The sequence below is a fragment of the Actinospineispora spinosispora DSM 44797 genome (genome assembly GCF_000429025.1).
GTDB lineage: Bacteria > Actinomycetota > Actinomycetes > Mycobacteriales > Pseudonocardiaceae > Pseudonocardia > Pseudonocardia spinosispora.
Genome location: NZ_AUBB01000020.1, coordinates 80,811 through 103,077, shown reverse-complemented (window position 1 = coordinate 103,077; position 22,267 = coordinate 80,811). Strand labels below are relative to the sequence as shown.

Below are 22,267 nucleotides of genomic sequence, written 5' to 3'. Positions count from 1 at the left end.
TGCCGCTGGCCGTCGTCGGCATGAGCTGCCGCTACCCGGGCGGAGTCCGGTCGCCGGAGGACCTGTGGCAGGTGGCGGTCACCGGACGGGAGGTCCTCTCGGCGTTCCCCCGGGACCGGGGGTGGGACCTCGACGCCCTGCTCGGCAACGACGAAGGCGGGCCAGGGACGGTCTTCGTCGACCGGGGCGGTTTCCTGGCCGACGCCGCCGGGTTCGACCCGGGCTTCTTCGGCATCTCGGTGCGCGAGGCCACCGCGATGGACCCGCAACAGCGGCTGCTGCTCGAGGTCGCCTGGGAGGCACTGGAACGGTCCGGACTCGACCCGGCGAGTGTGCGGGGCAGCCGCACCGGCGTCTTCGTCGGGGGTGAGCCGAGGGAGTACGGCCCCCGGCTGTACGAGGCACCCGACGGCATCGAGGCGCACCTGCTGACCGGTACCACGACCAGCGTGATGTCCGGGCGGATCGCCTACTCCCTCGGGCTGCGGGGCCCGGCACTGACCGTGGACACCTCCGCCTCCAGCTCACTGGTCGCCCTGCATCTCGCCGCCCAGGCCCTCCGCAACGACGAGTGCTCACTGGCGCTGGCCGGTGGGGTGTCCGTGATGGCCACCCCGGGCAACTTCGTGGCCTTCAGCCGGCTGCGGGGCCTGGCTCCGGACGGGCGCTGCAAGGTCTTCTCCGCCGACGCCGACGGAACCGTCTGGTCCGAGGGCGTCGGCCTGCTGGTGCTCGAACGGCTGTCGGACGCGGTACGTCGCGGTCACCGCGTCCTCGCCGTCGTCCGCGGTACCGCGATCAACTCCGACGGGGCCAGCGACGGCCTCACCGCCCCGAACGGTCAGGCCCAGGAGGCCGTCATCACGCAGGCCCTGGCCAACGCCGGGCTGACCACCGACGACATCGACGCGGTCGAGGCACACGGCACCGGCACCCCACTCGGGGACCGGACCGAGGCCGGCGCGTTGGCGGCCACCTACGGCCGGGGACGGGACGGGCGACGTCCGCTGCTGATCGGGTCGCTGAAGTCGAACATCGGGCACACGCAGGCCGCCGCGGGGGTGGCCGGTGTCATCAAGACGGTCATGGCCCTGCGGCACGGCGTGCTGCCCGCGTCGCTCAACATCGGGGCACCCAACCCGCATGTCGACTGGCCCTCTTCCGGCCTGCGGCTGCTCACCGAAGCCCAGCCGTGGCCCGACGGCGACCGCGTCCGCCGGGCCGGAGTGTCGTCGTTCGGGCTCAGCGGCACCAATGCCCACGCCATCCTCGAGCAGGCTCCGCGCCCCGCCGAAGGTACCGGCGACGGGGACACCGGGGCGGTACCGCCCGTCCGTGCGAGTGGCCCCACGGCGTGGCTGGTCTCCGCACGGTCCGAGACGGCGCTGAGCGGCCAGGCCGGGCGCCTCGCCGAGCTCGTCGCCTCCGCCTCACCTGGCGGAGACACCGAGACCCCCTCCCGGCCCGACCCGGCGGACGTCGCGTGGTCGCTGGCGACCAGCCGGGCGGCGTTCGACCACCGGGCGGTGATCATCGGTAACGACGCCGACCAGCTGGTGGCCGGCCTGGACGCACTCTCCGCCGACCGCCCGGCACCCGCGCTGGTCACCGGTGTGGCAGAAGCCGGCGAGAAGCGCCGGGTGGTGTTCGTGTTGCCCGGCCAGGGGCCGCAGTGGCTGGGCATGGGGCGCGAGCTGGTGGAGACCTCGCCCGTCTTCGCCGCTCGGTTCGCCGAGTGCGAGCGGGCGCTGGCCCCGTACCTGGACTGGAACCTGTACGACGTGCTTGCCGGCGCCGGGGGTGCCCCCTCCCTCGACCGCGACGACGTCGTGCAGCCCGCGTCGTTCGCGGTGATGATCGCACTGGCCGCCGTGTGGCAGGCCGCGGGCGTGACCCCGGACGCGGTGCTCGGCCACAGCCAGGGCGAGATCACGGCCGCGTGTGTGGCCGGCATCCTCTCGCTGAAGGATGCGGCGAAGGTGACCGCGCTGCGCAGCCGGCTCGTCCGACCCCTGGTCGGACGGGGCGGCATGCTGGCGATCGCCGAACCCCTCGGGGCGGTCACGACCCGGCTGGAGCCGTACTCCGGTCGGGCCTCGGTCGGTGTCGTGAACAGCCCGGAATCGACCGTCATCACGGGCGACCTCGACGTGCTGGGCGAGATTGCCGCCGGCTGCGAGCGGGACGGCGTCCGGACCCGAGCCGTCCCGATCGGCTACGCCTCGCACAGCCGGCACATCGACGAGATCGGCGACGAGTTCCTCGCCGCACTCGACGGGGTCGTTCCCCGGCACGGGACGGCCGCCATGGTCTCGGCGGTCACCGGGGAGTTCCTGAACCCCGCGACGGCCGGAGCCCCGTACTGGCACGCGAACCTGCGCCGGCCGGTGCTGTTCTCGACGGCTGTCGAGACCCTGGACCGGGCCGGGTACGACGTGTTCATCGAGGTGTCCCCGCATCCGGTACTGACCGGCGCGATCAGCGCGACCCTCGAACAGCTCCGGCGGCGGGCCGAGGCCGAGCCCGAGGTCGGCGACTCCATCGCCGAGGCGGGGGCCCTGCTGCGCCCGGCCCCGGTCATCGGCGGGACCCTGCGCCGTGACGACGGCGGCCAGGACCGGATTCTGGCCGCGCTTGCCGAGGTCTACGTGCGCGGCATCCCGGTCGACTGGCCGGCGGTGCTGCCCAGGGCCCGGCAGATCGACCTGCCCACGTACGCATTCGACCACCGGCGCTTCTGGCTCGACGCAGGTGGGGCCCCGGGCAGCACGACCGCGTCGCCGCCACCGGAGGCAACCGTCGCCACCACCGGTGGCGGACTGCTCGGCAAGATCGCCGGGCGCCCGGCTGGCGAGCAGGTACAGGTCCTGCTCGAGCTGATCCAGGCGCACGCCGCCGCCGTGCTCGCGGCGCCGACGCCGGAGGCGGTCCAACCCGGCCGCACCTTCAAGGAGATCGGGTTCGACTCGCTGGCCGGGGTCGAACTGCGCACCAGGCTGAACGCCGCCACCGGGCTGCAGCTACCGACCACGCTGATCTTCGACTACCCGACCCCGGCCGCCCTGACCGGGTTCGTCCGGGCCCAGCTGCTCGGCGGAACCGTCACCCGGGCGACCGCGCCCCCGGCCGCCGCGGCGGCCTCCGACGATCAGCCGATCGCGATCGTGGCCATGAGCTGCCGGTTCCCCGGCGGTGTGCAGGACCCGGAGAGCCTGTGGGAGCTGCTCGTCGCCGGCGGCGACGCGATCGGGAACGCACCCACCGACCGGGGCTGGCAGCTCGACGAGCTGCGCGACCCCGATCTCGGGCCGGCAATGCGCGGCGGCTACCTGCCCGACGCGGCCGGCTTCGATCCGGCCTTCTTCGGGATCAGCCCCCGCGAGGCACTGGCCATGGACCCGCAGCAGCGGCTGATGCTCGAGACGTCGTGGGAGGCACTGGAACGCGCCGGCATCGACATCCCGGGGCTGCGTGGATCGAACACCGGCGTCTTCGTCGGCGCCGCTTCCTCCGGTTACGGCGAGGACGGCCCCTCCGAGCTGGAGGGACACCTGCGGACCGGCAGCGCGACCAGCGTGCTGTCCGGCCGGGTCGCCTACACCTTCGGTCTGGAAGGGCCGGCACTGACGGTGGACACGGCGTGCTCGTCGTCGCTGGTGGCCCTGCATCTGGCGGTGCGGGCGCTGCGGTCGGGGGAGTGCACCCTGGCACTGGCCGGCGGCGTGACCGTGCACGCCACCCCGTCCTGGCTCACCTGGTTCACCCGTCAGCACGGGCTGGCCTCGGACGGCCGGTGCAAGGCGTTCTCCGCCGCGGCCGACGGCATGGGCATGGCCGAAGGCGCCGGCGTGGTGCTGCTGGAACGGCTGTCCGACGCCCGCCGCCACGGCCACCGGGTGCTGGCCGTGGTGGCCGGCACGGCGGTGAACTCCGATGGCGCGTCCAACGGGCTGACCGCTCCGAACGGCCCGTCCCAGCAACGTGTCATCCGGGCCGCACTGACCAACGCCCGGCTGACCGCGGACGACGTCGACGCCGTCGAGGCCCACGGGACGGGCACCATGCTCGGCGACCCCATCGAGGCACAGGCCCTGCTGGCCACGTACGGACAGGACCGGGACGCCGGGCGGCCACTGCGGCTGGGCACGGTGAAGTCGAACATCGGCCACACCCAGTGGGCGGCCGGCGCGGCCGGGATCCTCAAGATGGTGCTGGCGCTGCAACACGCTCAGCTCCCGCGCACCCTGCACGCCGATGCCCCGTCCCCGCACGTGGACTGGACGTCCGGAGCAGTGCGGCTGCTGACCGAGCCGGAGGACTGGCCGGACCTGGGGCGGCCGAGGCGCGCCGGTGTGTCGGCGTTCGGCATCAGCGGCACCAACGCGCACGTCATCCTCGAGCAGGCCCCCGCCGATGCCACCGGCGCCGAACCCGAGCGCCGCCGGAGCGGGCTGCCGGCGATCCCGTGGGTGCTCTCCGCACACGGACGCGCCGGTCTGGCCGCTCAGGCCGCGCGGCTGCGGGAGTACGTGCTGGCCCGGCCAGAGCTCGATTCCGTCGACGTCGGTTGGTCGCTGGCGACGAGCCGGACCGGGCTCCCGGAGCGGGCCGTCGTGGTCGGCGCGGACCGGGACGAGCTGCTCTCCCGGCTGGCCGAGGTGGCCGCGACCTCGGCCGGTGAGCCGATGGGCGGATCCGGACCGGTCGGCTTCGTGTTCACCGGGCAGGGCGCGCAGCGGGTCGGGATGGGGCGCCGGTTGGCCGCGGCGTATCCGGTGTTCGCCGATGCGTTCGACACGGTGTGCGCGGGCTTGGACGAGCACCTGGACCAGGCAGGGCTCTCGGTCGACGCCGTGATCGGCGGGGCCGGTCGGGTGGACGACACGGTGTGGGCGCAGGCCGGCCTGTTCGCGGTCGAGGTGGCCCTGTTCCGGCTGTTGGAGTCGTGGGGTGTTGCTCCCTCGGCGCTGGCCGGACATTCGATCGGCGAGCTGGCCGCCGCGCACGTGGCCGGGGTGTGGTCGCTCGCCGATGCGTGCGCGGTCGTGGCGGCACGGGGTCGGTTGATGCAGGCATTGCCCCCGGGTGGGGCGATGCTGTCGGTCCGGGCGGCGGAGGACGACGTTCGCGCGGTGGTCGCCGCGTTCGACGGGGTGGGCATCGCGGCGGTCAACGGCCCGGACGCGGTGGTGGTCTCCGGTCCGGAACGGTCGGTTGCGGCGGCGGAGGCCGAGTTCTCCTCCCGAGGGATCCGGGCGCGGCGGTTGCGGGTGTCGCACGCATTCCATTCGTCGTTGATGGAGCCGATGCTGGCGGAGTTCGCCACCGTGGTGGCTTCGGTGTCCTCCGCGCGCCCCCGCATCCCGCTGGTCTCGACGTTGACCGGCCGGCCGGTGGTCGACGAGGTGCTGGACCCGGGGTACTGGGTGCGGCAGGTCCGGGAACCGGTCCGGTTCGCCGATGCACTCACCGCGATGCGGGACAGCGGGGTCCGCACGTTCGTCGAGATCGGCCCGGACGCGGTGCTCACCGCCCTGGGGGCACAGACCACACCCGGGGAGAGCGGCGAGGCCTGGCTGCCGACGGTGCGCCGCGACCGCGACGAGGCGCACACCCTGGTCTCGGCGGTCGGGCAGCTCGGTGGTGCTGTCGACTGGTCGCGGTTCTTCGCCGGCACCGGCGCCCGGCTGGTGGACCTGCCCACCTACGCCTTCTCCCGGCAGCGGTACTGGCTGACCTCACCGGTGGGCGGGCGGCCCCGAGACCTCGGGCTGACCGCGTCCGGGCACCCGTTGCTCGGCACGGTGGTGGAGCTGCCGGCGAGCGACGGCCTGGTGCTGACCGGGCGGCTGGCACTGGCCGCGCAGCCGTGGCTGGCCGATCACGTCGTCGCCGGCCAAGTCGTGGTGCCAGGGGCCGCGCTGGTCGAGATGGCCATTCGGGCCGGTGACGAGACCGGGTCCGCCCGGCTGGCCGAACTGGTCATCCACCTGCCGCTGGTACTGCCCGACCGGGGCGGGATCCAGGTGCGGATCACGCTCGGCGAGCCCGACGAGCGGGGAGCGCGGGCGCTGGAAATCCACTCCCGGCCCGAGGACGAGTCCGGCACCTGGACCAGCCACGCCACCGGAGTCCTCGCCCCGGCCGACGATCAGCCCGGCGCCGAGGCCGCCCGGTCCCTCCTGGCCTGGCCACCGCCGGGCTCGGTCGCGGAGGACCTGACCGGTCTCTACCCGGCATTGGCCGGCAACGGCCTGCCCTACGGTCCCGCGTTCCAGGGCGTCCGCCGGGCCTGGCGGCGTGGCGAGGAGATCTTCGTCGAGGTGGCGGTCGGTGAGGGCACCGACGTCGCCGGGTTCGGCCTCCACCCGGTACTGCTCGATGCGGCGCTGCACCTTCTCGCCCGGCCGTCCGAGGACGGCGAGGCGGGGCCGCTGCTGCCCTTCGCCTGGACCGACACCGTCGTGCACGCCACCGGCGCCACCACCGCGAGGGTCCGGATCGCTCCCTCCGCCACCGGCGAGGGCGTTGCGTTGACGCTCGCCGACGAGAGCGGTGGCCTCGTCGCGACCGTCGGAGGGCTGGTCCTGCGCCCACTGCCGGCGTCGACCGGCACCGTGGCCGCGCAGGCCCTGTTCGAACTGGACTGGCTCCCGGCCGAGACGACAGCGGTGGCCCTGGACCCGGATCGTTGGGCGGTGCTCGGCCCCCGCCGCGACCCCGCCCTGCCCGGGGCGGCCGTCTATCACGACGTGGCCGACCTGCTCGCCGCCGTCGATGCGGGCGCGGCCGTGCCCGATCTCGTCCTCTGCCGTGCCCACGGCCCGCTCGAACAAGGTACGCCGTCCGATGCCGGTGATCGGGTGTCCGACGTGGCCACGCTCGCGCGGCGAGTGACCATCGACGCGCTGCCGGTCATCCAGCGGTTCCTGCTCGCCGACTCGCTGAGCGCCTCGCGGCTGCTGGTCCTCACCGAGAGGGCGGTGGATGCGGGGGAGGCCGACGTCGACGCGACCGGTGCCGGTCTGTGGGGCCTGGTCCGGGTGGCCCAGTCCGAGCATCCGAACCGGATCGTCCTCGTCGACCTCGACGGCGCCGCGACCACGGAGTCGCTGGTCGCGGCCCTGTCCGCGGGCGAACCACAGGTCGCGGTGCGGGCCGGCCGCCCGCTCGTACCCCGGCTCGCCCGGGTGGGCGCCGGCCTGCCGCTCCCGGCCGGGCACCGGTCACGGGACGGCGGCTGGCGACTGGCGTGCACCGAGCGCGGCACGGTGGAGAACCTCGTCCTGATCGCTGACGGGTCCGGCGAACGACCGCTCGGGCGGGGCGAGGTACGGGTCGGGCTGCGCGCGGCCGGCGTGAACTTCCGCGACGTGCTGAACGTGCTCGGCATGTATCCGGGTGACCCGGGACTGCTCGGCCTCGAGGGCGCCGGTGTGGTGCTCGACGTCGGCCCGGATGTCGCCGACCTGCGCCAGGGCGACCTGGTGATGGGCCTGTTCTCCGGGGCGTTCGGCCCGCTGGCGATCACGGATGCCCGGTTGCTCGCGCGGGTGCCACCCGGCTGGACACTGGCCGAGGCCGCCGCCGCCCCGATCGTCTACCTCACCGCATGGCATGCCCTGGTCGAGCTGGCCGGGCTGCGCGCCGGTGAGTCCGTGCTCATCCACGCCGCCGCCGGTGGTGTGGGTACGGCCGCAGTGCGGGTGGCCCAGCACCTGGGGGCCGAGGTGTTCGGCACCGCCAGCCCGGCCAAGTGGGACCAGCTGCGCCAGGCCGGGCTGGACGACGCGCACCTGGCCTCGTCGCGCACGGTCGAGTTCGAGACCCACTTCGCCGAGGCCCGCCGAGGGGCCGGGATCGACGTCGTACTGGACTCGCTGGCGGGGGAGTTCGTGGACGCGTCGCTGCGGCTGGCGGCAGGCGGGCGGTTCGTCGAGATCGGCAAGACCGACATCCGGGACGCCGAGCAGGTCGCCCGCGACCACGCAGACCTTGCCTATCACGCGTTCGACCTGCTCGAACTGGCACCGGAGCGGATCGCGCGGATGTTCGCCGACCTCTCCGACCTGTTCGCCCGGCGCGTACTCGGGCCGCTTCCGGTTACCGGCTGGGACATCCGTCGGGCTCCGGCGGCGTTCCGCTACCTGAGCCAGGCCCGCAACGTCGGCAAGGTCGTGCTGACCATGCCGGGTCCCTCGGCGGCCGGCGCGGGAACCACACTGGTGACCGGGATCTCCGGCGCCCTCGGCGGCCTGGTCGCGCGTCACCTGGCCACAGGTCCCGGGCATCGGGGCGCGGAGAACCTGCTGCTGCTGTCCCGGCGCGGCCCTCGCGCCCCTGGCGCGGCCGCGCTGGCCGCCGACCTGGCCGGACTCGGCGCCGGCGTACGACTGCTCGCCGCCGACGTGGCCGACCACGACCAGCTGGCCGCCGTTCTGGCGGCCGTGCCTGCCGGAGCCCCGCTGCGTGCCGTCGTGCACGCCGCCGGGGTGCTCGACGACGGCGTACTCGAGGCCTTGACCCCGGCCAGGGTCGACGCCGTGTTGCGGCCCAAGGTCGATGGCGCCTGGCACCTCCACCGGCTCACCCGGAATCTCGACCTGGACCGGTTCGTGCTGTTCTCCTCGGTGTCGGGGCTCTGGGGCAATCCCGGACAGGCCGGGTACGCCGCCGCGAACACCTTCCTGGACGCACTGGCCGCGTCGCGCCGCCGTGCCGGCCTTCCGGCGACCTCCTTGGCCTGGGGGCCGTGGCAGGTCGGCCCGATGACGACCGAGGATGCGGCGGGGAACGGGGGAATGGCCTCGACCCTCACCGAGGGCGACTGGCAGCGGATGGCCCGCCAGGGTCTGGCCCCGCACACCGGTGCCGACGGCCTGAGCCTGCTGGACGCCACCGCCACCCTCGGCCATGCCCTGCTCGTCGCGGCCCGGCTGGACCTGCGTGCCGGCGGCGACCGGCCCGCGCTGATGTCCGGGCTGACCGCCGCGGCCACGGGCGGACGGGTCCGTCGGGCCGTCGGCTCGGCCCCGTCGGGCGGCTGGGCCGAGCGTCTGGCCGGGCTGTCCGAGGCCGACCGTGACGAGGTCGTGCGCGACCTGGTCCGGGCACAGTCCGCGCTGGTGCTGGGTATGCCCGGCCCTGAGGCGGTCGAGACGACCCGATCCTTCCGCGAGCTCGGGATCGACTCGCTGACCGCGGTCGAGCTGCGCAACCGACTGAACACGGTCACCGGCCTTCGACTGCCTGCCGGTGTCGTCTTCGACTACCCGACCCCGGCCCTGCTCGCGGGGTTCCTCGGCCCGAACCTGCTGGGGGAGCCGAGCGGCGGGGTCCCGGCGAAGGCCGGGTCGGCGGCGCGCCCGGTGGACACCGACCAGGTGGTGATCGTCGGTATCGGATGCCGGTTCGCGGGCGGGATCGGCTCCGCCGAGCAGTTCTGGGACCTGGTGTCCGCCGGGACGGATGCCGTCTCGGCGTTCCCCGGCGACCGCGGCGCGCTGTGGGACGACGTCTTCGACCGGGAGCCGGCCGCGCGACCGCAGGCGAGTGCGGGTGCGTTCCTCCACGACGCCGGTGATTTCGACGCCCAGTTCTTCGGGATCTCGCCGCGCGAGGCACTGGCGATGGACCCCCAGCAGCGGCTGCTGCTGGAGACCTCGTGGGAGGCGTTGGAGGACGCCGGAATCGACCCGGGCTCACTGCAGGGCAGCTCGACGGGCGTGTTCGCGGGGCTGATCTACCACGACTACGGTGCCGGCGCGGTGCTGCCAGAGGAGGTCCACGGATACCTGAGCACGGGCGGTTCCGGTGGGGTCGCGTCCGGCCGCGTGGCCTACGCGCTCGGCCTGGAGGGGCCCGCGGTCACGGTGGACACGGCCTGCTCGTCGTCACTGGTCGCCCTGCATCTCGCCGCCTCGGCGCTGAGATCGGGCGAGTGCGACCTCGCGCTGGCCGGCGGCGTGACGGTGATGGCGACGCCCAGCACGTTCCTGGAGTTCGCCCGCCAGCGCGGGCTGGCGGCGGACGGCCGGTGCAAGGCGTACGCACGGTCGGCCGACGGCACCGGCTGGGGTGAGGGCGTCGGGGTCCTGGTCGTCGAGCGGCTCTCCGACGCCCGCCGCAACGGCCACCGGGTGCTCGCGGTGCTGGCCGGCACGGCGGTGAACCAGGACGGCGCATCCAACGGCCTGACCGCGCCCAACGGGCCCGCACAGCAGCGGGTGATCCGTACCGCATTGGAGACCGCGGGGCTGACCCCGGCCGATGTGGACGTGATCGAGGGCCACGGAACGGGCACCCGGCTCGGTGACCCGATCGAGGCCGAGGCGCTCATCGCGACCTACGGTCAGGGACGGGACGCCGACAACCCCGTGCTGCTGGGCTCGGTGAAGTCGAACCTCGGCCACACCCAGGCGGCGGCCGGCGTTGCCGGGGTCATCAAGATGGTCACGGCGATGGCCCACGGTCTCGTCCCGGCCACGTTGCACGTGGACGAGCCGTCGGCGCACGTGGACTGGGCCGAGGGCTCGGTCCGGCTGGTGACCGAGCCGACGGCGTGGCCGGAGACGGACCACCCCCGTCGGGCCGCGGTGTCCTCGTTCGGCTTCTCCGGCACCAACGCGCACGTCATCCTCGAGCAGCCGTCGATCACCTCGACACCGCGGGAAGGACGCGACCGGCCGCCGGTACTCGCGTGGCCGATCTCGGCGCGGCACACCGAAGGACTGGTTGCCCAGGCGGATCGGTTGCGGGAGTTCGTGCTGGGCCGCCCCGAGCTGGACCCGGTCGACGTCGGCTGGTCGCTGGCGACCACCAGGGCGCACCTGGGGGCCAGAGCGGTGGTGCTGGGCTCGGACCGGGACGAGCTGCTCACGCGGCTCGCCGGGCTGGCGGCGGACCCGGCCGGTGAGCCGCCGGGCGCGGTGACCGGCGGCGCGCAGTCCGTCGGCAAGGTCGGCTTCGTGTTCACCGGGCAGGGTGCCCAGCGGATCGGCATGGGCCGGCTGCTGTACGCGGCCTACCCGGTGTTCGAGCAGGCGTTCGACGCGGTCTGTGCCGGGCTGGAGGAGCACCTGGACGGATCGGTGCGCGCGGTCGTACACGGTTCGGATGCCGATGCCCTCGACCGGACGATGTGGACACAGGCCGGTCTGTTCGCGGTCGAGGTCGCGCTGTTCCGCCTGCTCGAGTCGTGGGGGGTGACCCCGGCGGTGGTGGCCGGGCACTCGATCGGTGAGCTGGCCGCCGCGCACGTCGCCGGGGTCTGGTCGCTGACCGACGCCTGTGCGGTGGTGGCCGCCAGGGGCCGGCTGATGCAGGCGCTGCCCGCCGGCGGGGCGATGCTCTCGGTCCGGGCGAGCGAGGCCGAGACCGGTGAGGTGCTGGCCGCGGTCGGGGGCGTGGACATCGCGGCCGTGAACGGCCCGCACACGGTGGTGGTCTCCGGCCCGGTGGATGCGGTGTCGGCGATGGAGCGAGAGTTCGCGGCGCGTGGGGTACGGACCCGGCGGCTGCGGGTGTCGCACGCGTTCCACTCGTCTCTGATGGAGCCCATGCTGGCCGAGTTCGCCTCGGTGACGGAATCGGCGTCGTATGCGCGGCCCCGGATTCCGATCGTCTCGACGTTGACCGGTCAGCCGGTCGGCGACGAGGTGCTGGAACCGTCCTACTGGGTGCGCCAGGTACGCCGGCCGGTTCGGTTCGCCTATGCGGTCACCGCGCTGCGGGACGCCGGTGTGCGCACGTTCATCGAGGTCGGCCCGGACCCGGTCCTGACCGCACTCGGTAGCGCGACGAAGGACGACGCCGTCGACGAGGTGTGGGTCCCGACGCTGCGCCGCACCCAGGAGGAGCCGCTCACCGTGGCGTCGGTGGTGGCACAGGTCCACGCCCGAGGTGGGGCCGTGGACTGGTCGCGCTACTACGAGGGCGCACGGCGTGTGGACCTGCCGACCTATGCATTCGCCCGGCAGCGGTACTGGCTCGACGCCGCCGCCGGTTCGGTTGATCCGGCAACCCTCGGCCAGGCCGGCGCCGCGCACCCCCTGCTCGGCGCGAGCATGACCGTGGCCGGCGGCGGCCAGCTGCTGACCGGCCGGCTCTCGGTGCGGTCGCAGCCGTGGCTGGGCGACCACGTGGTGGCCGGTCGGGTCGTGGTGCCCGGTACCGCGCTGGTCGAGATGGCCATCCGGGCCGGCGACGAGACGGGCCGCACCCGGCTCGCGGAGCTGGTGATCGAGACGCCGTTGACGCTGCCGGCCGACGGCGGCACCCGGATCCAGGTCAGCCTCGACCCGGCCGACGAGGACGGCCGCGCCGCCGTCAGCATCTACTCCCAGGCCGAAGGGCCCGCACCGGCCGGCCCGACGGCGTGGACGCGCCACGCCACGGGTGCCCTCGCGGCCGAGGAGGACCACTCGGCGGACAGCCGTGACCCGAGTGTCGACCTGGCCCAGTGGCCGCCGGCCGGGGCGGTCGAGCAGGATCTGCACGGCCTGTACCCGGCGCTCGACCGGTCCGGGCTCAGCTACGGGCCGGTGTTCCGCGCGGTCCGCCGGGGATGGCGGCGCGGTGCCGAGACCTTCGCCGAGGTCGCGCTCGACGAGGGAACGCCGGTGGCCGGGTTCGGCATCCATCCGGCGCTCCTCGACGCCTGCCTGCACCTCATCGGCCTGCCCGCACACGATGGCCCGCACAGCGGTGCCGAGGAGTCAGGAACCGGCCCGCTGCTCCCGTTCGTCTGGACCGACGTCGTGGTGCACGCCACCCACGCCGACACGGTCCGGGTCCGGCTGGCGCCGGTCGAGCACGGTGACGGCTTCTCGGTGACCCTGACCGACGAGACCGGCGGCCTGGTCGCCTCGGCGCGCTCGATCGTCCTGCGGCCGCTGCCGGCCGCCGGGCTCGGTGACGGCGGCACCGATAGCCAGGAGGCGATGTTCGAGGTCGCCTGGGTGCCGGCACGCCTCGACACGGGCCCCGGCGAGGCGCACGACACCCCGCCGGCCGGCTGGGCAGTGCTGGCTCCCGGTGCCCGGGACGACACTGCCCTCGATCTCGATCTCGATCTCGATCTCGATCTCGACCTGGCCGGGGTGGCCCGCTACGCCGGGGTCGCCGAGCTGGTGGCGGCTCTCGCGGCCGGCGCACGGGTCCCCGAGATCGTCGTACTGCCCTGCCTGATCGACAGCGGCGGCACCGACCCCGCACACCACCGGCCAGGTGCCGATCCGGCGGCCACCGCGCGCACGCTGGTCACCACCGTGCTCGGCTCGATCCAGGCCTGGCTGGCGGCCGAGCGCCTCGCCGGGGGGCGGTTGCTGGTCGTCACCCGGCGGGCCGTGGACGCCGGCACCGGTGTGGCGCCGGACCCTGCCTCGGCCACGGTGCAGGGTCTGCTCCGCGTGGCGATGGCGGAGAACCCGGATCGCTTCGTTCTGGCCGACATCCACGACGCGACCGGGCTCCGGCCGCTCCTGGCCGCCGGGGTGAGCCTCGGGGAGCCGGAGTTCGCCGTCCGGCAGCGAGAGGTGCGCCTGCCTCGACTCGGCCGCCCGGCCGCCGCTCTGGCGGTGCCCGACGACACCGAGGCGTGGCGGCTCGACTTCACCGAGCGCGGCACCTTGGACAACCTGGTGCTGACCCCCACCGACGGCGAGAAGCCGGTCGGGCCCGGCCAGGTCCGGGTCGGGTTGCGCGCCGCCGGCGTGAACTTCCGGGACGTCCTGAACGTACTCGGCATGTACCCGGGCGAGGCGGGCCAGCTGGGCCTGGAGGGCGCCGGCATCGTGCTGGAGACCGGGCCCGGAGTGACCGGCCTGAACCCGGGGGACCAGGTGATGGGCCTGTTCACCGCCGCTTTCGGACCGGTGGCGGTCACGGATGCGCGGTTGCTGGTCCCGGTGCCGGCCGGGTGGACCATGACCGAGGCGGCGGCGGCTCCGGTGGTCTTCCTCACCGCCTACCACGCACTGGTGGACCTGGCCGGGCTCGACAGCGGCGAGACCATCCTGATCCATGCCGCCGCCGGTGGCGTAGGGATCGCCGCGGTCCAGCTGGCCCGCTGCCTCGGCGCCGAGGTGTTCGGCACCGCGAGCCCCTCGAAATGGTCGGTGCTGCGGGAGCTCGGACTGCCGGAGACCCACCTGGCCTCGTCCCGCACGCTCGACTTCGAGGACGCCTTCCGGGCAGTGACCGGAGGCGCGGGGATCGACGTCGTCCTGGACTCACTGGCCGGGGACTTCGTCGACGCCTCGGCCCGGCTGGCAGCAGGCCCCGGCGGTCGCTTCATCGAGATGGGCAAGACCGACGTGCGCGACCCGAGCAGGATCGCCGCCGACCACGACGGCCTCGTCTACCGCGCATTCGACCTGCTGGACACGAGCCCGGACCGGATCGCGGAGATGTTCGCGGCCCTGTCCGAGCTGTTCGCCAGCGGCGTGCTCACCCCGCCGCCGGTGGCCTGCTGGGACGTGCGCAGGGCGCCGGAGGCGTTCCGCCACCTCAGTCAGGCCCGCAACGTCGGCAAGGTCGTCCTGACCATCCCCGCTCGCCCCGAGCCGACCGGGACCGTGCTGGTCACCGGCGCGTCCGGGTCACTCGGCGCACTGGTCGCCCGACACCTGGCCGATCGCCGGGGCACCAGGTCGCTCGCGCTGCTCTCCCGGCGGGGACCGCACGCGCCCGGCGCGGCCACCCTGGCCGCCGACCTTGCCGATCGGGGAGCGACGGTCCGGATCCTCGCCGGTGACGTCGCCGACCGGGATCAGTTGGGCACGATACTGGCGAGGCTGCCGGAGTCGGCGCCGCTGCGCGGAGTGGTGCATGCGGCCGGACTCCTGGACGACGGTGTGGTCGGTGCGCTCACCCCGGCGAGGGTCGACGCGGTGCTGCGACCCAAGGTGGACGGCGCATGGTGGCTGCACGAGCTGACCCGGCACCTGGACCTGGACCTGTTCGTGCTGTTCTCCTCGATCGCCGGAGTCTGGGGCAACCCGGGGCAGGCCAACTACGCGGCGGCGAACACCTTCCTTGACGCGCTGGCCGCCCACCGGCGGGCCCAGGGATTGGCGGCGGTCTCGCTCGCCTGGGGTCCCTGGCGGCAGCGGGACGGGATGACCTCGGCGCTCGGCCGGGCCGACTGGGAACGGCTGAGCCGGTCCGGCACGCTGGCGCTGACCGAGAGCGAGGGCCTCGCCCTGTTCGACGCCGCCGGTGCGACCGGCGGGTCCATGCTGGTTCCGGTCCGCCTCGACCAGGCGGCACTGGCGGCGGCCGGCGACGTCGCTCCGCTGCTGTCGGCCCTGGTCCGCCGCACGTCCCGACGTCGGGTCGGCACGGCCGAGCAGCACACCGACAACGCTCTGGCCGAGCTGCTCGAGACGATGCCGGAGGCCGAGCAGGACGCGGCGCTGCTGGACCTGATCTACGCCCAGACGGCGGCGGTACTCGGCCTGCCCGGCTCCGGGTCGATCACCGAGCGGGACACGTTCAAGGACCTGGGCATCGACTCGCTCACCGCGTTGGAGCTGCGCAACCGGCTCACCAAGGTCAGCGGGCTGCCCCTGCCGGCCACGGTCGTCTTCGACTACCCGACGCCGACCACGCTGGCCGAGCACATGCGGGCCGAGCTGGTCGGCGTCGGCACCGGTGCGGCCGCACCACAGACGTTCTCCAAGGTCGCCTCGACCGAGGACGAGCTGGTGATCGTCGGCATGGGCTGCCGCTTCCCCGGCGACGTCGGGTCGGCCTCGCAGTTCTGGCAGCTGCTCGTCGACGGCACCGACACGGTGGCCGGGTTCCCGCACGACCGAGGCCCTCGGTGGACGAACGTCGTCGACCCCGACCCCGAGGCCACCGGGAAGAGCTACGCGTCCGAGGGTGCCTTCCTGCGTGGCGCCGCAGACTTCGACGCCCAGTTCTTCGGGATCTCGCCGCGCGAGGCGCTGGCGATGGACCCGCAGCAGCGGCTGCTCCTCGAGACGTCCTGGGAGGCGCTGGAGGACGCCGGTATCGACCCGCTCTCACTGCACGGCAGCGAGACCGGCGTGTTCGCCGGGCTGATCTATCACGACTACGGGGTCGGTGGCGGGACGCCCGGCGAGGTGGAGGGGTACGTCAGCACCGGGACCTCCGGGGGTGTGGCCTCCGGCCGGGTGGCGTACGCGCTCGGTCTGGCCGGGCCCGCGGTGACCGTCGACACCGCGTGCTCGTCCTCCCTGGTGGCGCTGCACCTGGCCGCGCAGGCGCTGCGGTCCGGCGAGTGCACCCTGGCACTGGCCAGCGGTGTCACGGTGATGGCGACCCCTGGCACGTTCGTCGAGTTCTCCCGGCAGCGCGGGCTGGCCGCCGACGGCCGGTGCAAGGCGTACGCCGAGGCGGCCGACGGAACCGGCTGGGGTGAGGGCGTCGGTGTCCTGGTTCTGGAGAAGCTCACCGACGCGCGCCGCAACGGGCACCGTGTCCTCGCCGTGGTCCGGGGCAGCGCGATGAACCAGGACGGCGCGTCGAACGGGCTGACGGCGCCCAACGGACCTTCGCAGCAACGCGTGATCCGGGCCGCGCTGGCCAACGCCGGTCTGCGGCCCGGCGACATCGACGTCGTCGAGGGCCACGGCACAGGCACGCGCCTCGGCGACCCCATCGAGGCGCAGGCACTGCTGGCCACCTACGGGCAGGAACGGGATGCCGACCGGCCCGTGCTGCTGGGCTCGGTGAAGTCGAACATCGGCCACACCCAGGCCGCGGCAGGGGTGGCCGGAGTGATCAAGATGGTGCAGGCGATGGCCAACGGCGTCGTCCCGGCAACTCTGCACGTGGCGCAACCGTCGTCGCACGTGGACTGGACCACGGGCGCCGTCCGGCTCGTCACCGAGGCGACGGCGTGGCCGACGACCGGCAGGCCCCGCAGGGCGGGGGTGTCGTCCTTCGGCTTCTCCGGGACGAACGCGCACGTCATCCTGGAACAGGCGCCGGAGGAACCGGTGGCCGTCGGCGACGCCCCCTCGACCGGGGACGGCCCGGATGTCGAGTCCCGTCGAGGACTGCCCGTCGTGCCATGGCTCGTCTCGGCCAGAGGCAGGGCAGGCCTGGCCGCCCAGGCAGCCCGGCTGGCCGAGTTCGTCGCGGACCGGCCCGACCCGCTCGACCTCGCCGCCTCGGTGGACATCGGCTGGTCACTGGCGACCACCCGGCCGGACCTGCCCCACCGGGCCGTCGTCGTCGGCAGCGGCCCGGACGAGCTGCGCACCGCGCTGACCGGCCTCGCCGAGGCACTCTCCAACGAGACGGACCCGGCGGGGGTGGTGACCGGGACCGAGGGCACCGTCGGCAAGGTCGCGTTCGTCTTCACCGGCCAGGGCGCGCAGCGGGTCGGCATGGGACAGGGCCTGTACGCCGCCTACCCGGTGTTCGCGAGCGCGTTCGACGCCGTCGTCGCCGGGCTGGAGGAACACCTCGGCCAGCCGGGCCACTCGCTGCGCGAGGTGATCCGGGGCGAACCCGGTCTGCTCGACGAGACGGTCTGGGCGCAGGCGGGCCTCTTCGCGATCGAGGTGGCGCTGTTCCGGCTGCTGGAGTCCTGGGAGGTGACTCCGGCGGTGGTGGCAGGCCACTCGATCGGTGAGCTCGCGGCCGCCCACGTGGCCGGGGTGTGGTCGCTGGGGGACGCCTGCGCGGTGGTGGCAGCCCGTGGCCGCCTGATGCAGGCGCTGCCGGCTGGTGGCGCGATGCTCGCGGTGGCGGCCGGTGAGCAAGACGTGTCGGCCGCCGTTGCCGGGTTCGCCGGTGTCGGGATCGCCGCGGTCAACGGCCCGGAGGCGGTGGTGGTGTCGGGGCCGGAGGTCGCCGTCGACGCGCTCGCCGAGCAGCTGTCGGCCGTGGGGCGGCGGGTCCGGCGCCTGCGGGTGTCGCACGCGTTCCACTCCTCGCTGATGGAGCCGATGCTTGCCGACTTCGCGGCGGTGACCAGGTCCGTCTCGTACGCGGTACCTCGGATTCCGCTCGTGTCCACCCTCACCGGCGCGGCGGTGACCGGAGAGGTCCTCGACCCGGAGTACTGGGTACGGCAGGTGCGCGAGCCGGTCCGGTTCGCCGATGCCGTCACCACGCTGCGCGACAGCGGCGTCCGGACCTACCTCGAGATCGGCCCGGACGGGGTTCTGTCGGCGCTGGGCTCGCCGCCGGAGGCGGCAGCGGGCCCGGCCGGAGGCGAGATGTGGGTGCCGGTGCTGCGTCGGACCCGCGACGAGGCGGCGAGCCTGGTCTCGGCCGCCGGCCAGGTCCATGTGCGAGGTGGTGTCGTCGACTGGACCCGGGTGTACGCCGACAGTGGCGCCAGGCGGGTCGAGCTTCCGACCTACGCCTTCACCCGGCAGAGATACTGGCTCAACCCCGGGAGTGCCGGGACGGACGCCGCCGGGCTCGGGTTCGAGTCCGCCGACCACCCGCTGCTGGGCGCCGCGCTGGAGCTGTCCTCAGGAGACGGTCTCGTCCTGACCGGGCGGGTGTCGGTCGATGCCCAGCCGTGGCTGGCCGAGCACGTGGTGGCCGGCCAGGTGGTGGTGCCGGGCGCCGCGCTGGTGGAGATGGCGGTCCGGGCCGGCGACGAGGCCGGCTGCGCCGGCATCGGCGAGCTGGTGATCCGGACGCCCCTGGTGCTCACCGGGCACGACGCGGTGCAGGTCCAGGTCACGGTGGCCGCACCGGGGCCGGACGGCGACCGGGAGGTCACCATCCACTCCCGCCGCGAGGACGCCGGCGGGGCGTGGACGCGGCACGCCGAGGGCGTGCTCGCCACCGGGCGGGGCCACGCCGTCGACGAGACGGACTGGGCGCAGTGGCCGCCGAACGGCGCCGTCGAGGAGGAGTTGGACGGTTTCTACCCGGCACTGGCCGAGTCGGGGCTGGTCTACGGGCCGCTGTTCCGCGGCGTGCGGGCGGCCTGGCGCCGAGGGGAGGAGATCTTCGCCGAGGTGGCGCTGGGCGAGGACCTGCCCGTGGCCGGGTTCGGCCTGCACCCGGTTCTGCTCGATGCCGCACTGCACCTGATGGGAAGGGCGTACCCGGACCAGCTGGGGCCGTTGCTGCCGTTCGCCTGGACCGGCGTCGAGGTGCACTCCACCGGCGCCACTTCGGCCAGGGTGCGGCTGGCACCGTCCGGTTCGGGCGAGGGGCTGTCGGTCACCCTGGCCGATGAGACCGGGGCCCTCATCGCCACGGTCGGATCGCTGGTGCTGCGCGCTCTACCTGTCGGGGAGGACACCGGCGGCGTCCGGTTGGGCAAGGAGGCGCTGTTCGAACTGGACTGGGTCCCGGCCGGTGCCGCCGGCTCGCGACCTGGGGCCGACCTCGGCGGCTGGGCGGTCATCGGCACCGCGGTCGACCTGCCCGACGTGGCCCGGTACCGGGACATCGAGGCCCTGGTCGCGGACCGCGCCTCGGCCGTGACCACCGTGATCGTGCCGTGCGGCTTCGGCGGAGTCGCGGACGCCGGTGGCGACGTCCCCGACGCCGTTCTCACGACGACGTCGGAGGTGTTGGCCCACGTGCAGGCGTGGCTGGCCTCGGACGCCATGGCCGGCTCGCGGCTGGTGCTGCTCACCCGGCACGCCGTCGACGCCGGAGGCAGCGAGGTCGACGTCACCGGGGCCGGAGCGTGGGGGCTCGGTCGCGTCGCCGCCGCCGAGAACCCCGACCGTATCGTCCTGGTCGACCTGGACGAGCGCGCCGATGTGCTGGACGCGCTGACGGCGGCACTCGCGGTCGATGAGGCCCAGGTCGCCGTCCGGGCCGGGCAGGTACTGGTCCCCCGACTCACCGGTGCGACCACCGGTCTGGCGCTCCCGGCCGACGCGGGCGGGGCAGGGGAGACGCCGACGGCGTGGCGACTGGAGTGCACCGGCCGGGGCACGCTGGAGAACCTGGCCCTGGTGCCGGGCGACGCCGTGACGAGGGCGTTGGCTGCCGGCGAGGTCCGGGTCGGGCTGCGGGCGGCCGGGGTGAACTTCCGGGACGTGCTGAACGTGCTGGGGATGTACCCGGGAGAGGCTGGGCTGCTGGGCCTCGAAGGCTCCGGCGTCGTGCTCGAGGTGGCGCCCGGCGTGACCGGCTTCCGGCCCGGCGACCGGGTGATGGGCCTGTTCTCGGGTGCCTTCGGCCCGGTGGCGGTCACCGATGCCCGCCTGCTGGCTCCGGTGCCCGTCGGCTGGACGATGGCCGAGGCGGCCGCCGCTCCGGTCGTGTACCTCACCGCCTGGTACTCGCTGGTGGAGCTTGCCGAACTGGGGCGGGGCGAGTCGGTGCTGATCCACGCCGCCGCCGGTGGGGTCGGGATCGCCGCCGTGCAGCTGGCCCGACACCTCGGCGCGGACGTGTTCGGCACGGCGAGCCCGGCCAAGTGGCCGGTGCTGCACGGCCTGGGGCTGCGGGCGTCCCGGATCGCGTCCTCCCGGACGGTCGAGTTCGAGGATGCGTTCCGGGTGGCGACCGGTGGCTCCGGGGTCGACGTGGTGCTCGACTCCCTCGCCGGTGAGTTCGTGGACGCCTCGCTGCGGCTGGCCGCCGGTCCTGGCCGCCGGTTCGTGGAGATGGGCAAGACCGACATCCGTGACCCACAGCGGGTCGAGGGCGACCACGGCGGGCTGACCTATCGGTCGTTCGACCTGCTCGACTGCGCCCCGGACCTGATCGCGCGCATGTTCGCAGCCCTCTCGGAGCTGTTCGCGCGGAAGGTGTTGCTGCCGCTACCGGTCGCGGCGTGGGACGTCCGGCGCGCGCCCGAGGCGTTCCGCTACCTGAGCCAGGCCCGCCACGTCGGCAAGGTCGTGCTCACCATGCCGCCCGCGCCGGGGCGCGGGGCCGTGCTGGTGACGGGCGCGTCGGGTGCGCTGGGTGCGCTGGTGGCCCGGCACCTGGCCGGCTCCGGCCGTGCCGGGTCCCTGGTGCTGCTCTCGCGGAGAGGCCCGGCCGCGCCCGGGGCGGCCCGGCTGGTGGCCGATCTCGCCGAGTCGGGCGTCCGGGTCCGGGTCGTGGCCGGCGACGCCGCCGACCGGGCAGAGCTGGGCGCGGTGATCGCGGCCATCGGCGCGCCGGCACCCCTGCGGGGTGTCGTGCACGCCGCCGGAGTTCTGGACGACGCCGTGCTCGGCTCGCTGACCCCGGACCTGGTCGAGTCGGTCCTGCGGCCGAAGGTGGACGGCGCCTGGCACCTGCACGAGCTGACCCGGCACATGGAGCTGGAGCTGTTCGTGCTGTTCTCCTCGGTCGCCGGCATCTGGGGAAACCCGGGGCAGGGCAACTACGCCTCGGCCAACACCGCGCTCGACGCGCTGGCCGCCGCGCGCCGCCGCGCCGGGCTGGTCGCCACCTCGCTGGCCTGGGGCCCGTGGGAGCTCGAAGCGACCGGCACCGCCGCCGGCATGACAGGGACCTTGTCGGAAGCCGACCGCCGGCGGCTGGCCCGGCAGGGCTTCGCGCCGCTGACCGCCGCCGAAGGGCTCACCCTGCTGGACATCGCGACCGGCTGGGCTGACGAGGCCGGTGCCGCCCCGGGCGCAGGGCGGGCGCTGCTGGTCCCGGTCCGCCTCGACCGGGCAGCCCTGCGCGGTGGCGCGGACGCCTCCGCCGCGCTGCCGCCGGTGGCGGCCGGCCTGGTGGCGAGGCGGTCTGCCGCCCCGGTGCGGCGGACGACCGGCTCGAGTGTCGGTGGACACGACGACGTCGCCGCGCGGCTGACGGCTCTCGGGCCGGACGAGCGGGAGAAGGCGATCCGCGAGATGGTCGTCGCGCAGGCGGCTCTCGTGCTCGGGTTGCCCGGAGCGGACACTGTCGAGGTCGGCACGTCGTTCCGCGAGCTCGGGTTCGACTCGCTGACGGCGGTCGAGCTGCGCAACCGGCTCGGCACGGCAACCGGGCTGAGGCTGGGTGCGGCCGTCGTCTTCGATCACCCCACGCCCGACGCGCTGAGCGCCCACATCAACCGGCAGCTCGGCGGGACCACCGAGGAGAACGGCGTTCTGCAGGCCTTCTCCGGGCTGGAGAAGGTCGAGTCCGCCCTGGCGGGGCTCCTCTCCGACGACGCGGCCCGGACGAGGGTGACGGCGCGGGTTCAGGAGCTGCTCGCCGCCCTGCGCGCGGTCGAGGCGACCGAGCAGGCCTCGGTCGCGGACCGGATCGAGGCCGCCGAGGACAACGACATCTTCGACTTCATCGACAACGAGCTCGGTGTCTAGTGCACGGCACCGGGACGGGCGAAGCACATGCG

At 74.4% G+C, this 22,267-nt stretch carries 1 pseudogene; it reads left to right on the top strand.

From position 1 onward, the window contains the following. Positions 1-2 precede the first annotated feature (2 nt). A pseudogene (locus G406_RS58700) lies at positions 3-22,235 on the top strand (SDR family NAD(P)-dependent oxidoreductase); the annotation flags it as partial. Between the last annotated feature and the right edge of the window lie 32 nt (positions 22,236-22,267).